Genomic DNA, 13547 nt, shown 5'->3' with positions numbered 1-13547 from the left:
CGTGACGGATCACGGTGATCGGCTATTTTTCGATGGTGTCAGATCTGATCGGCCGCGACGGCGAGTTGCAGCAGCTCACGGCGCTGACCGGTCAGGCTCTGGTGCTGACCGGTCCGCCCGGCATCGGCAAGTCGGCGTTGCTGGCGCAGGCCGCGCGGACAAAAGGGCGGCGGGTGCTCACCGTAACCGGTGTGCCCGCTGAGAGCCAGATCTCTTTCGCCGGCCTGGAACGCATGCTCCGCACCGCGATGCCGATCGGCGAGGTGCTGGCCGATCGGGACGCCTACCGGGTCGCGCTGGCCCTGCTCGACCGGCTCGAGCCCGGAACGCTGCTGGTGGCCGACGACGCGCAGTGGCTCGACGAGCAGAGCTGGCAGGCGCTGGCGTACGTGGGACGCCGTCTCGCCGGTCAGGATCTGACCCTGCTCATGGGCATGCGGGACGGCGCCGAGACCGCGCGGCGGCTCCGCGGCTCCGGCCTGCGGGAGTTGCCGATCGGCCCGGTCAGCCCCGAGGCGGCGGCCCACATCGCCGGGCCCGGCCGGACCGAGGCGGAACGCGCCCGCATCGTCGCCGAGGCGGCCGGCAACCCGCTCGGGCTGCGCGACCCGGCACGCCTGGCCGAGACCTACCGGGCCATCCTGTCCGACCTGCCGCCTGAGGCCCGGCGGCTGCTGGAGGTGGCGGCGGTCGACGACCGGAACGACGTCGACGAGATCCTGCGGGCCACCGGTCTGACGATGCCCGACCTGCAACCGGCCCTCGACGCGCGCCTGGCCTCGCTCGACGGCCACACCCTGCGGCTGACCCGGCCGCTGGAGGTGGCCGACCGGCGGAGCGCCCACGCCGCCCTGGCCGCGGTGGTCGACGACCCCGAGCGGCGGACCTGGCATCTCGCCTTCGCGGCGACCGGGCCGGACGACGAGCTGGCGACCGCCATGCAGCACGTGGCCCGGGTGCGTGGCACCGCGGTGGCCTGGGAGCGGGCGGCCGAGCTGACCACCGATCCCGGCCGGCGGGCCTACCGGTACCTGCGCGCCGTGAACACGGCCTTCGACGCCGGCGAGACCGCGACCGTACGCCGGATCTCGCCCCTGATCGACGACCGGGTGCTCAGCCGGCCCGAGCGGCTGTGGCTGAACTGGGCCAACGCCGGCGTCGGGGGCGACATCGAGGTCACCAACACCCGCCTGCTCACCCACTTCGAGGCGGCCGAGCGGTCGCTGGCCGACGGCGACCTCGACGACGCCTTCGAGGTGCTGCACGGGGTCGTGCTCCAGCTCTACTTCACGCCGCTGTCGGCCCAGGTGCGGGCCGCGGTCGTCGAGTTCGTGCAGCGTACGGGCCTGGGCGCCGACCATCCGCGTATCGCGACGCTGCTGGCCCTGGCCGTGCCGCTGGAGTACGGCAAGGAGGTGGTGGCCGCGCTGCCCGAGTTCGTGGCCGCTCCCCGGCCCGACCATCAGCTGGCCTGGGCGGCGCTGGCCGTGGGCGCGCTCGGCCCGGCCAAGACGCTCGCCGCCGACGCCGTCACCGCCAGCCGGTCGCAGCGCCGGATCGGCCTGCTCACCCAGGCCCTGGTCACCGAGGCCTGGGTGGGCGTCTTCGCCAAGGACGCCCACCTGATCGAGGGCGCGGCCGCCGAAGCCCTGCGGCTCGCGGCCGAGACCGGCCAGCCGCGCTGGGCCATCGTGGCCCGGCTGGCCCAGGGCATGACGGCCGCGCTGCGCGGCGAGCAGGCCGTGGCCGAACAGATCGCCGACGGCGCCGTGCGGGCCCTGCTGCCCAGCGGCGCCCACGGCATGATCTGCCTCTGCCAGTTCGTCCGGGGTCACGCGGCGCTGGCCACCGGCAACGGCGCGGCCGCCTTCGACCACCTGCTGCGCCTGTTCGACACCGGCGACATCGCGTTCCATCCGACGGTGCGGTTCTGGGCGGTGGGCTCGCTGGCCGAGGCGGCGGTCATGGGCGGGCGGACGGCGCGCTTCGAGTCCCTGCTGCCGGGGCTCGAGGACGAGGAGGCGGCCACCGGGTCACCGGCGCTGACCAGGGGCCTGATCTACGCGAAGGCGCTGCTGCGGTTGCAGCGCTCGACCGACGACTACAAGCCGGGCGACATCGCGGCCGTGCTGCCGGCCCATCCCTTCGACAAAGCCAGAGCGGATCACGCGTACGGGGCGGCGCTGCGCCGCGAACGCCAGTACGTCCGCGCCCGCCCCTACCTGCGGGCGGCGGCCAGCCTCTTCGAGGCACTGGGCACGACGGCCTGGGCCGACCGGTCACGGCAGGAGCTTCGGGCGACCGGCGAGACCGTACGGCGTACGGACGACCGCCTCACCGCGCAGGAGGCCCAGATCGCGGCCCTCGCCGCGCAGGGCCTGACCAACAAGGAGATCGGCGGGCGGCTGTTCCTGTCCCCGCGGACGATCAGCACCCATCTGTACCGCATCTTCCCCAAGCTCGGCATCACCTCGCGCAGCGAACTGGGCACCGCCCTGGACACGGACGACCAGGGAGTCTGACGGGTCTTACCTGGGTTTTCCTTCATCAAGCTGAACCCATGGAACAGTTCCGCGTCACCAAGGTCCAGCCGTCGTACTGGTGGGTCACGTTCGGCAACGGCCCGGTCAACCTGATCGACCCGGACACCGTCGAACAGCTGGCCGCGCTGATCACGGAGATCGAGAACGACCCGGCGCTGACCGTGGTCGTCTTCCGCAGCGAGACCCCCGGCTACTTCATGGCCCATTGGGACTTCCTCTCCGACACCCACCGGGTCGCCGCCATGCCGCCAGGCCCTACAGGCTTTCACCCCTATTTGGACAATTTTGTACGCCTGAGCAGGCTCCCGGTCGCCACAATCTCGGAGGTGCGGGGTCGTACCCGCGGCGCCGGCAGCGAATTCGTCCTGGCCACCGACATCCGCTTCGCCTCCGACCAGGCGGTCTTCGGCCAGTTCGAGATCGGCGTCGGCGCGGTGCCCGGCGGCGGCGCGATGGCCCGCCTGTCACGCCTGGCCGGCCGCGGCCGCGCCCTGGAGATCCTCCTCGGCGGCGACGACATCCCGGCCGCGCTGGCCGCGGAGTACGGCTACGTCAACCGGGTCGTCCCGGACGCCGACATCGAGGACTTCACCGACCGTTTCGCGCGCCGGATCGCCGCTTTCGACAAGGTCGCCGTGACAGGCATCAAGAAGCTGGTCGACGCGGCCACCCTGCCACCGGACGCCGAGCTGGCCGAGGGCCTGAAGTCGTACTTCGCCACCGCCGGCCGCCCCGAACACCGCCCCTTCGTCCAGCTCTTGTTCAAGAACGGCCTACAACAGCCCGACGGCATCGAACGCGACCTGGGATCCGCCATCGGCGACCTCAGACAGCAGCCGGCGAATGGGCCCAGCCAAGGCTGACGCGCTACTTGCGAAGCCTGCGGACAGGTACCTTAGAGACGCCAAATGGCCGCGCATTGCTTTCGGAACCGCAGAGGGGGGCACAGGTGAGCGCTCAAGCGTTCGGCGCGAGCATGCCGACACACGTGACCCTGAACGACGTCGCGAGTATGGCAGCTGCCGACGAGAACCATCGGTACGAGTTGAGTCCTGAGGGAGTTCTGTCGGTCATGCCCCCCGCCGACCCGGAGCATGCATTGCTGGTGATGCGCATGATTTTCTGGCTCGCCAGCCATGGCTACGAAGCCGAACAGATCGCTGCGGACTGCGGCATCGATGTCGGCGGTGGCCGCGTGCCGGACCTGACGGTATGGGCGAAGGGCATGCCGCCACGTCGGGCCCGGTCGAGCTACGCCGGCACGTCCGGGCTGCTCCTCGCCGTCGAGGTGGTCTCCAGCGGGTCCGAGATCGTCGACCGCATCATCAAGAAGGCCGAGTACGCGAAGGCCGGCATCCCGCGGTACTGGATCGTCGAGCGTGACGGTGGAGCGACCGTACACCGGAACGTCCTGAACGAAGCCGGGGAGTACGAGCCCGACCAGTCAGGGCCTCAACCGCTCACCTGGCTCCTGGCCTCGGCGCCTGACATCGGGTGAGCGGTCAGACGGCGGCCGGGAGGTTGGCTGAGCTGAAGGCTCGGCCGTCGTCGGTGACGACGGCTGAGTCGTAGCCGTCGAGGGCTCGCTTGGCCAGCCAGGCGATGCCGGGCTCGCCCATGGCCAAGGCCGCTGTGGCGTAGGCGTCGGCCAAGGCCAGGTCGGGGCCGACGACCGTGACCGAGCGCAGGCCCTGGGCCGGCTTGCCGGTGCGGGGGTTGACGACGTGGTCGCCGCGCTCGTACGTGCCCGACGTGGCCACGGCGCCGTCGGTCAGGGCCAGCACCCAGCTGACCTTGTCGGCCTCCCACGGGTGGCGGATGCCGACCCGCCACGGGCCGCCGTCGGGGTGGTGGCCGCGCATGCGGATGTCGCCCCCCGCGTTGATGTAGTGGCTGTTCGAGCCCTTGGCCAGCAGGCGGGCCGAGGCCACCTCGACCGACCAGCCCTTCACGTATCCCGAGGGGTCGAGCGGTCCCGTCGCGTACGCGTCGAAGTAACCGTCCGTATCGCGCCACAGGTCGGCGCAGGCGTCCAGGACGTGGCGCATGTCGGGTGACAGGTCGGCGTGGGTGATCTCTTTCCGGCGGAAGCGGCACACCTCGCTGTCCGCTTTATACGTGCTAAAACGGGCATCGACCTCGTGCAGCCAGCCGCAGACGTCCGCGATCAGGGCGCGGAGCTCGTCGTCGGGACGATCGGGGGTCAGTTCGATGCTGACCGTCGTACCCATCACATGCTCGACGTGGCGCACAGAGCGTGACCCTACGCCTTTGCGGCGTCCAGCGCTGCCTGGAGGGACTCGGCGTAGGACTTGCTCGTGTAGGTCGCGCCGGAGACGGCGGCCACGTCCTTCGCTGTCTTGGCGCCGAGGGTCTCCTGCTTGAGGGCGGCCACCGCGGGCGGGTTGATGGTGGCGCTGTCGGCGGTCGTCGGATAGGTGGCGTCGGCGCCGGTGATCTCGCCGTTCTCGATGCGGATGGAGACCTGGACCGTGCCGTACGGGTTGGTGGCGCCCTTGCCTTTGAAGACGCCGTCCTTGAGGCCGGTTTTCGGCGCTTGCGTCTTTGCCGGAGATTTGCCCGATTTGTTCCCGGAAGCGGAAGGCTTGGGAGCCGGGGTCCCACCGGCCAGGTCGACGGCGGGCGGCGCGGCCACCGGGGCCGCCGGCGGCTGCACGCTCAACCGGACGCCGACGATCAGTGCCGCACCGGTCAGGGTGCCGACGGCTGCTGCGGTACTACGTCGCATCGGAAGAAACTCCTCAGAACTCGAACGGGTCCAGGTGCAGCTGACTGTCGGGGACGTCCAGCTCGCGCAGGGTCGCCACGGCCGCACCGACCAGGCCGGGCGGGCCGCACAGGTAGACGTCGCGGCGGCTCACGTCCGGCACCAGGCCGAGCAGGCCGTCCGGGGTGAACAGCCGCTTCGGGCCGGGATCGTTGCGCGAGCCGACGATGTAGCGGACCCAGGCGTCGCGCTGCTCGGCCAGGTCCTCCAGCTCGCCGCGGAAGACGAGCTCGTCCGGGCGCGACGCCCGGTAGATCACGATGGTGTCCGGCGGCATGTCCTCGAGCAGGGCCCGGATCGGCGCGATGCCGCTGCCGCCGGCGATCAGCAGGGCGCGACGGCGCGTACGGCGCTGGGCCGTGAACACCCCGAACGGGCCCTCGGCCCAGATCGGCGTGCCCGGCTTCATCGTGGCCAGGCGCGACGTGTGCCCGCCGACGGCCGTCACGGTGAGCCGCAGCCACTGCGAGTTCGGGGCGGCCGACAGCGAGAACGGGTGCGACTGCCACCAGCCGTTGCGGGTCAGGAAGCGCCACCGCATGAACTGGCCGGCCTGCGCGGGCAGCTTCTCCAGGTTCTTGCCGCCGATGTAGACCGAGAACGTGCCGGACGCCTCGCCGACCACCTCGGCCACCTCGAAGCGGTGCCGCACGTTCAGCCAGAGCGGTTCGAGCAGGCGGCCCCAGACCAGCGCCGAGATGACCAGGGCGCCCAGGGCGGGCCAGAACACCGAGGCGAAGCGGCCGCTCAGGTCGGCGCCCGTGGCGACCTGATGCCCGTACCCCAGAAGCAGCACCAAATAGCCGGAAAGATGGATCAAATGCCACAGCTCGTACGGGAGTTTGGCGCGGGCCGCCCGGATCGAGATCAGGCTGATCAGCACGAGCAGACCGGTCGCGACCGTGGCGCTGATCATCTCCGGGAACGTGGTGATGATCGTCCAGCCCTGGTCGATGACGCCGGTGTCGCCGGTGAGCGCGTAGCCGTAGACGATGAAGACGACGTGGGCGAGCACGAAGACCACGAGCGAGGTGCCGAGCCAGCGGTGCCAGCGCAGCAGGTCACGCGCGCCGACCCACTCCTCCAGCCAGGAGACGCGGCTCATCATGAGCAGCTGGATGAAGAGCAGATATCCGCCGATCAGCCCGGTCACCCGGCCGGCCGCGAGCATGAGGGTCGGCGTGTCGTTGACGGCGCCCGGCTGCGTGTCGAAGACCCAGAGCGCGATGCTGGTGGCGAGCCCGGAGAAGAACAGAAGCACGGTGAGCAGGCGGTTGCCGGAGACGGCCTCGGCCGGCGGGCGCTCGTCGTCCATCGGCGGCTGCACCGAGCCGCTGGTCTTCCAGCCGGTGGGATCGGTCTGCGACTCGATGAGGATGTCGCTGCGGCGGAACTCGTCGTCGGGCAGCCAGTTGTCGACCTCGCGCACGCCGTAACCGCCGGACAGGCGCGGATCGTCGTCCTGAGCACCCCACGGGTCGTCGCCGGGCGCTCCACGCAGACCGGCGAAGTACTGCTCGTCCTCGTCCGTCTCGTAGCGCTGTTGGAACGTGGGGGGTCCCTGCGCCATAGTCCTCACCCGTTCACCCGGTCCGACAAGCCGTCGGGGGGTTGTACGCACCCGGCGCGGCCATCGCTCAACCGGATCCGGAAAATCTCGCCAGGTGGGGCCGCGATAGGTTCGGCGCATGCGCGACGGCAACCCCGACCTGGTCACTGTGGTCGGCATCGGCGCCGGCGGGTTCGACGACCTTTCCCGTACGCAGGTTCGCGCGCTCACGGAAGCGCGGGTGATCCTGGGCAGCCGGCGGCAGCTGGACCTGCTCCCCTCGTCGGTGGCGGCGACACGTGTCGAGTGGCCGTCTCCGCTGGTACCGGCGTTGCCGGGGCTGTTCGAGGAGCACGCGGGGCCGGGGGTGTGCGTGCTGGCGAGCGGCGATCCGATGTTCCACGGGATCGGGGCGACGCTCGTGCGGGTGCTGGGGGCTTCCCGCGTACGCGTGCTGCCCCATCCGTCGTCGGTGTCGCTGGCGGCCGCTCGTCTCGGATGGCCGCTGGCCTCGGTCGAGGTGGTGAGCCTGGTCACGCAGCCGGTGGACGCGTTGCGGCGTTCCTTGAATCCGGGGCGGAAGATCCTGGTGTTGTCGCGGGATGCCTCCACGCCGGCGGCTGTTGCCGCGTTGCTTTCCTCGGCGGGTTTTTCTTCCGCCTCGCTTACTGTGCTTTCTCAACTCGGCGGCCGTTTCGAGCGGATCACGTCGGACATTTCGGACGCCGATCCGTTGAACGTTGTCGCCATCGACTGCGGAGCCGGGCCTTCGTCGTCGCTTGCGCCTGGATTGCCGGATTCCTCGTACGTCTCGGATGGGCAGCTCACCAAGCGCGAGGTGCGGGCGGTGACCATGTCGGTCCTGGCTCCGGTTCCCGGCGCTCTTCTGTGGGATGTCGGCGCCGGGTCGGGGTCCATCGGGATCGAGTGGATGCGGAGTCATCCGTCGTGCCGGGCCATCGCCGTCGAGTCGCACGATTCCCGGGCCGCGACAATCGAGACAAATGCCGCAGCGCTCGGAGTTCCCGGGCTGCAGGTGGTGTGCGGGAGCGCGCCCGGCGCGCTGGAAGGGCTGCCGACACCGGACACGATTTTCATCGGGGGTGGGCTGACACGCGACGGGGTGCTCGAGGCCTGCCTGGCGGCGCTGCGGCCGGGTGGCCGGCTGGTGGCGAACGCGGTGACCGTCGAGTCGGAGGCGTTCCTGGCGGCGGCGTACGCGAAGCACGGTGGTGAGATGACCCGGGTGGCGATCAACCGGGCGTCTCCGGTGGGCGGTTTCACGGGATGGAGAGCAATGATGCCGGTGACGATCTGGTCGGTGACCCGATGATCCACTTCATCGGGGCCGGTCCGGGCGCGGCCGATCTCATCACCGTACGGGGACAGAAGTTGATCGAGTCGTCGCCGGTGTGCCTGTACGCGGGCAGCCTGGTCCCGCCCGAGCTGCTCGACGCGTGCCCACCCGCGGCCCGCAAGATCGATACGGCCAACCTGAACCTCGACCAGATCATCGCCGAGATGGTCGCGGCCCACGAGGCCGGCCAGGACGTGGCACGCCTGCACTCGGGCGACCCGTCGGTCTTCAGCGCGGTGGCCGAGCAGATGCGCCGCCTGGACACGGCCGGCGTCCCGTACGACGTGACCCCCGGCGTTCCCGCTTTCGCCGCGGCCGCCGCGTCCCTGGCCCGGGAGCTGACGGTCCCGTCGGTGGCGCAAACGGTCATCCTGACCCGCACGGCCGAACGAGCCACCGCCATGCCCCCCGGCGAGGATCTGCACACGCTGAGCGCGAGCCGCTCCACGATGGTCCTGCACCTGGCCGTCCAGCGCATCGACGCCGTCGTGGCCGATCTAGTCGTGAACTACGGCCCCGACTGCCCCGTGGCGGTGGTGGCCCGGGCCAGCCGCCCCGACGAGCAGATCCTGCGCGGCACGCTGTCGGACATCGCCGCCCAGGTGAAGGAGGCCGGCATCAAGCGCACCGCGGTGATCGTGGTCGGCCCGGCCTTGACCGCCGCCCAGTTCCCCGACAGCCACCTCTACTCCACCACAAGATGCCGAGAGTCCTGATCCTCGGCGGCACCACCGAGGCCCGCGCCCTGGCCACCGCGCTGGCCTCCCCACCTGCCACCCCGACCGCACCGCCACGCCCCCACCTCGCGCCCTCCTCCCCGCCGCCCCTGCATCTCACGCCCTCCTATCCGCCACCCTCACACCTCGCGCCCTCCTCTCCGCCACCCCCACATCTCGGGCCCTCCTCTCCGCTGCCCTCCCGACTTCCCGTGATCAACTCTCTGGCCACCCCGCTCACCGTGATCACCTCACTGGCGGGGCGGACGTCATCCCCTCTGCTGCCGCCGGGCGAGGTCAGGATCGGCGGCTTCGGCGGTGTCGCCGGATTAATCGCTTATTTACGGACAGCCGCGATCGACGTGCTGGTCGATGCCACCCATCCCTTCGCCGCCGGCATCAGCACGAACGCCGCCGCGGCGGCCGCAGCCACCGGGGTGCCGCTGATCGCCCTGCGCCGCCCGGGCTGGAAAGAAGGTCCCGGCGACGACTGGCACCGGGTTCCCGATCTCGGTGGCGCCGCTGCCCTCCTGCCCGACCTGGGCCGCCGTGTCTTCCTCACGACCGGCCGTCAAGGCATAGCTGCCTTCGCCACCGTCGACGCCTGGTTCCTGGCCCGCTCGGTGGAACCGCCGGCCCCACCCATGCCCGCACGCATGGCGGTCATGCTCGACCGGGGTCCGTTCACGCTGGACAGTGAACGCCAAGTCCTGGCCACCCACCACATCGACGTACTGATCACCAAAGACAGCGGCGGCTCCGGCGCCAAGCTCATCGCCGCCCGCGAACGCGGCATCCCGGTCGTGATGGTCGACCGCCCGCCGCTTCCGGCGAACGTGGTCACCGCCTCCTCGGCCGAAGAGGTCGCCGATCTCATCGGGCGGTCCTTCGGGTAGGGGTAACCGAACCCCCGCGGCCGGGGTAGCAGGCTGGAGCCCACAGCCGCACCGGCCGACGATCGAAGCATGACAACGACGCAGGTATCAGTCCCGCGATCCCCGGTGAGGCGGGCGTTGTCGTCCGCCGGCCGCAGCTCCGCCTATTGCCTGGTCCTCCTCCCCCTGTCGGCCGCCGCCATCGCCGCGGCCCTGGCCGGCCGTCCCGGCAAAGCCGCCGGCTGGTGGCAGGTCCTGCGCGAACGGTTGCTCGGCGCGGAAGGCGGCCGGATCCAAGGTCCAACGCCCGCCCCTCGCCGGTCCGCGGTCGCCGGGCACGCCGCGCTGAGCGCTTTGCTCGGGGCGGCGGCGTTGGTCCCGCTCGGCCTCGAAGTGCTGACGGTGCTGCGCGGTCTGCTGTACGGCCTGGTCGATCACGGCCCGTACGACCACTCCTGGGGTGGCCCGACCCTGGCCGGCGCCTGGCTCGCCCACTTCGCCATCGGAATCCCCATCATCGTGGCGGCCGCGCTCGCCCTGACCGGCATCGCCGCCGTCCACCAGCGGCTGACCGCCGCCTTGGCCGGCCGCCCCCGCGCACCGTGGGTGGTCCCCGTGGCGCTGCTGGCACCGCTGCCTGCGATCGCTTTCTTCATCGCCTGGCTGCACCAGATCTGACCAGCCACCCAGCTCCCACAACGCCGGCTCCGACCCCGCGCCGCGCGCTCAACTTCGAACCCCACGGCCCAACCCCGAACCGCGCACCCCCGTCCGGAACCGCACGAACCAACCCCGAACCGCGCACCCCCGTCCGCAACCGCACAGACCAACCCCGAACCGCGGGACCCCACGACCAACTGGACGGGACCATCCGGAACCACAAGGCCAACCGCAGAACGGCGCGACCCTAGGGCCGAATCGCACGAGCCCACCCGAACCAACGACCTACCCGAGCCGCAAAAGCCCCCACCCGAACCCGCGCGCCCACCCCGCACCGCCCACCCCGAACCGCACCGCACCGCACCGCACCGCACCGCACCGCACCGCACCGCACCGCACCGCACCGCACCGGCAAGGTCTCAAGCTGGGTGAGCTTGGTGCTAGTGCTCCGCGGGGGCGTGCTTGGCCAGGAGGTCGAGGATCTCGGCGGTGGTGCCGGTCTCGGCCAGGCGGGGGAAGATCTTTTCGATGCTGTTGCGGTGGGTGCCGGGGTCGAGGTCGCTCACGGCGTCGGTGGCGATCGTGACCTGGTAGTTGTGCTCGTGGGCGGCTCGGGCCGTCGACTCGACGCCGATGCTTGTGGCGATGCCGGTGATGACGACCTGGGTGATGCCGCGGCGGCGGAGCTGGAGATCCAAGTCGGTGCCGTAGAAGGCGCCCCAGTTGCGCTTGGTGACGATGATGTCGTCGCCGGTGGTGAGGTCGTCGACGATCTGGTCCCAGCCTTCGGGGCGGGGGCGCGCCGGGCGGGAAGCGTCGGTGCGAGCGCGGAGGGAGTCGGTGCCGTCGGGGCGGCCGGTGACGCGTACGAGAATGACTGGAAGGTTTTGCTCGCGGAACGCCGACGCCAGGGAGGCGGTACGGGCGACCACATCGGCCGCCGCGTGCGGGGTGACCGGGGCCGCGACGATGCCGCGCTGCAGGTCGACGACGATGAGCGCGGTCTTCGGGTCGAGGGTGGTGACGGGCATGGTGGTGCCTTTCAGGAGGGGGAGTTGGAGCCGACGCGCGACAGGGAGCGGTCGGCCAGGACGAGGATCAGCATCAGGACGGCGACGACGATCAGGAAGATCGCCAGGCCGTGCAGGCCGGCGGTGTCGGCGCCGTGCTTGAAGTAGATGCCGGTGGCGGCCGACGAGACCATCGCGCCGAGGTAACTGAAGGTGCGCAGCAGGCCCGACGCGGCTCCGATGCGTGACGGATCGGCCTGGTAGTAGAGGGCGTTCTGATTGGCGAGGTTGTTCAGACCCTGCGGCAGGCCGCAGATCAGGGTCACCAGCACCGGCAGCCAGAGCGGGCTGCCCGCGTTCAGGGTGAGCATGAGGACGCTCACCACGAGCTGGCCCACACCACCAACGATCAATTTCGGTCGGTACGCCTTCTGCCGCCCCGTCACGGTGGAGATCACGATGGCGAACAGGGACATCGGCAGCAGGACCAGACCGGCATGCGAGGCGCTCAGTCCGCGGCCCGCTTCGAGCCACTGCGTGAATCCGTACAGGATGGCGTAGGAGGCTGTTTGAGCGAGCAGTGCCCGTACATAAGTCGCGATTAATGGCCCGTTGCCGCCGAAGACGCGCAGGTCGAGAAAAGGGTCGGTGACGCGTAGCTCGCGCCAGGCGAACCCGGCCGCGCACAGGGCCATGACGGCCAGCAGCCACAAATCGTTCAGCGCCGGGTCCATCAGGTAGAGCATCAGCGCGGTCAGCGTGCCGGCGAACAGTCCGATGCCCAGGAAGTCGAGCCGGGTGGTCGGCGCCTCGCCGGTGAAACGGGGCAGGCGCAGCAGGCCGAATACAACGCAGGCGACGGCGAGCGGAATGTTGACCGCGAAGATCGACCGCCATCCGCCCAGGCCGATGAGGAGACCGCCGAAGGTCGGGCCGATAACGATGATCGTCTGAGCCGATACGGCGAGCGCGGTGAGGACGCCGCCGGGGCTGTCTTTTCCCGTACGGCGAGACTCGCTCCTGATCAGATACATCGCGGCCGGATATCCGGCGCAGGTGCCGAGCCCGAGCAGGACCCGCGAAACGATGAGCACGCCCAGATTGGGGGCGAGAAGGCCGAGCACACCGGCTATTCCGACCAGCGCACTGCCGGCCAGATAAAGGTTGCGCGGACCGTATCGGTCGACGAGCTTTCCGACCACCGGCTGCCCGGTCGCGGTGGCCAGATAAAGGGCCGAGACGAGCCACGCGGTCTCGGAGGGAAGCGCGCCAAGGGCTGATCCGATCGGCACCAGGGCGACCGCGATCATCGACGAGTTGATCGGGTTGAGCACCGAGCCGAGCACCATCGGCACGATCAAGCGCCGATCAAAAGCGGTCCCTTCGTCGTTGGCGGTAGCGACCGTCATCGATCGGCCAGACGATCGAGCAGCGCGAGCGCCGCGATGATCGTCTGGCGCTCGTCCTCGGTGAAGTCGTCGGCGAGCGCGCGCGCCATCCACTCTTCGCGGGCCTGGCGCGAGACGCCGATGCGCTCGCGGCCGAGGTCGCTCAGGGAGATCAGCTGCTTGCGCCCGTCGGCCGGATCGGGCGTACGCGTGATGAGCCCGGCCTGCTCGATCGCCGCGATCGTGGCCGCCATCGACTGGGGGCGCACCTGCTCGGCCGCGGCCAGCGCCGACGACGAGGCCGGGCCCCCCTTGTCGAGGCGGCTCAGCACCGAGGTCTGCGAGGGCGTGAGCTCGTCGAGCTTCGCCACTTCGCGGAGCCGCCGCCGCAGCCGGCTGAAGACCACCCGCACTTCGGTCGCCGCGTGGGCGGCCGACTCCGGGACATCTGTCATGACTCCGACGGTAATGTCTTCAGTCCAGACTGACAAGTTCAGACTGAAGACATCCGGGCGGGGTACGGGTTGTCACAGGCCGCTCCCTGCGAACCGTGATTCCGGAGGGACGGTCTGTACCTGGCGGGCGCCGTCGAACTCGGCCGGCCCCGGTGTCGGGCATGACACCGGGTCCGGGCTGGGAATCGTCGGTCTCAGCGGCCGGG

At 70.6% G+C, this 13547-nt stretch carries 13 protein-coding genes; 7 read left to right on the top strand and 6 right to left on the bottom strand.

Annotated elements, in window-relative coordinates; all coding sequences use genetic code 11:
- Positions 1 to 35: 35 nt before the first annotated feature.
- The 3 genes from CRP55_RS23510 to CRP55_RS23500 all read left to right on the top strand — a co-directional run bounded on the left by CRP55_RS23510 (position 36) and on the right by CRP55_RS23500 (position 4041).
- Entirely contained in the window at positions 36 to 2522 is a 2487-nt protein-coding gene (locus CRP55_RS23510) for a LuxR family transcriptional regulator (RefSeq protein WP_179855305.1), read from the top strand.
- Positions 2523 to 2560: 38 nt separating this feature from the next.
- Entirely contained in the window at positions 2561 to 3406 is an 846-nt protein-coding gene (locus CRP55_RS23505) for an enoyl-CoA hydratase/isomerase family protein (protein WP_097322279.1), read from the top strand.
- A gap of 125 nt (positions 3407 to 3531) precedes the next feature.
- Complete coding sequence (locus tag CRP55_RS23500; RefSeq protein WP_179855304.1) at positions 3532 to 4041, top strand: Uma2 family endonuclease; 510 nt, start codon at positions 3532 to 3534, stop codon at positions 4039 to 4041.
- 4 nt (positions 4042 to 4045) lie between these two features.
- On the opposite strand, the gene CRP55_RS23495 is transcribed toward CRP55_RS23500, so the two are convergent.
- Genes CRP55_RS23495 through CRP55_RS23485 form a run of 3 tightly spaced genes read right to left on the bottom strand, consistent with a single transcriptional unit; the run spans position 4046 to position 6901 of the window.
- Positions 4046 to 4774 (bottom strand): FAD:protein FMN transferase, encoded by a 729-nt coding sequence (locus CRP55_RS23495; protein ID WP_097322277.1) that lies wholly within the window; start codon positions 4772 to 4774, stop codon positions 4046 to 4048.
- A gap of 32 nt (positions 4775 to 4806) precedes the next feature.
- Positions 4807 to 5292 (bottom strand): FMN-binding protein, encoded by a 486-nt coding sequence (locus CRP55_RS23490; RefSeq protein WP_097322276.1) that lies wholly within the window; start codon positions 5290 to 5292, stop codon positions 4807 to 4809.
- A gap of 13 nt (positions 5293 to 5305) precedes the next feature.
- Entirely contained in the window at positions 5306 to 6901 is a 1596-nt protein-coding gene (locus CRP55_RS23485) for a ferredoxin reductase family protein (RefSeq protein ID WP_097322275.1), read from the bottom strand.
- A gap of 118 nt (positions 6902 to 7019) precedes the next feature.
- On the opposite strand from CRP55_RS23485, the gene cbiE reads away from it, so the two are divergent.
- The 4 genes from cbiE (at position 7020) to CRP55_RS23465 (ending at position 10506) form a co-directional block, all read left to right on the top strand.
- Positions 7020 to 8213 carry a precorrin-6y C5,15-methyltransferase (decarboxylating) subunit CbiE gene (cbiE, locus tag CRP55_RS23480; protein ID WP_097322274.1) on the top strand — a complete coding sequence of 398 codons (1194 nt, stop codon included), beginning with the start codon at positions 7020 to 7022 and terminating at the stop codon, positions 8211 to 8213.
- Complete coding sequence (gene cobM / locus CRP55_RS23475) at positions 8168 to 8953, top strand: precorrin-4 C(11)-methyltransferase (protein WP_097322273.1); 786 nt, start codon at positions 8168 to 8170, stop codon at positions 8951 to 8953. The genes cbiE and cobM overlap by 46 nt, the downstream gene beginning before the upstream one ends.
- Complete coding sequence (locus tag CRP55_RS23470) at positions 8938 to 9849, top strand: cobalt-precorrin-6A reductase (protein WP_097322272.1); 912 nt, start codon at positions 8938 to 8940, stop codon at positions 9847 to 9849. Before cobM ends, CRP55_RS23470 begins: the two co-directional genes overlap by 16 nt.
- A gap of 69 nt (positions 9850 to 9918) precedes the next feature.
- Positions 9919 to 10506: a hypothetical protein gene (locus CRP55_RS23465; protein ID WP_143234826.1), complete on the top strand. Its 588-nt coding sequence runs from the start codon at positions 9919 to 9921 to the stop codon at positions 10504 to 10506.
- Positions 10507 to 10928: 422 nt separating this feature from the next.
- Here CRP55_RS23465 and CRP55_RS23460 read toward each other — a convergent pair whose 3' ends face one another.
- Genes CRP55_RS23460 through CRP55_RS23450 form a run of 3 tightly spaced genes read right to left on the bottom strand, consistent with a single transcriptional unit; the run spans position 10929 to position 13341 of the window.
- A complete protein-coding gene (locus tag CRP55_RS23460; protein ID WP_097322270.1) occupies positions 10929 to 11519 on the bottom strand; it encodes a hydrolase in 591 nt (196 codons plus the stop codon).
- A gap of 11 nt (positions 11520 to 11530) precedes the next feature.
- Positions 11531 to 12907: an MFS transporter gene (locus CRP55_RS23455; protein ID WP_097322269.1), complete on the bottom strand. Its 1377-nt coding sequence runs from the start codon at positions 12905 to 12907 to the stop codon at positions 11531 to 11533.
- The gene (locus tag CRP55_RS23450; protein WP_097322268.1) at positions 12904 to 13341 is read right to left on the bottom strand and encodes a MarR family winged helix-turn-helix transcriptional regulator; all 438 of its coding nucleotides are present in this window, start codon (positions 13339 to 13341) and stop codon (positions 12904 to 12906) included. Before CRP55_RS23450 ends, CRP55_RS23455 begins: the two co-directional genes overlap by 4 nt.
- Positions 13342 to 13547 lie beyond the last annotated feature (206 nt).

The sequence above is a fragment of the Paractinoplanes atraurantiacus genome (genome assembly GCF_900215205.1).
GTDB lineage: Bacteria > Actinomycetota > Actinomycetes > Mycobacteriales > Micromonosporaceae > Actinoplanes > Actinoplanes atraurantiacus.
Note: the sequence above shows the minus strand (reverse complement) of the source record. Positions and strands in the feature narration are given on the sequence as shown.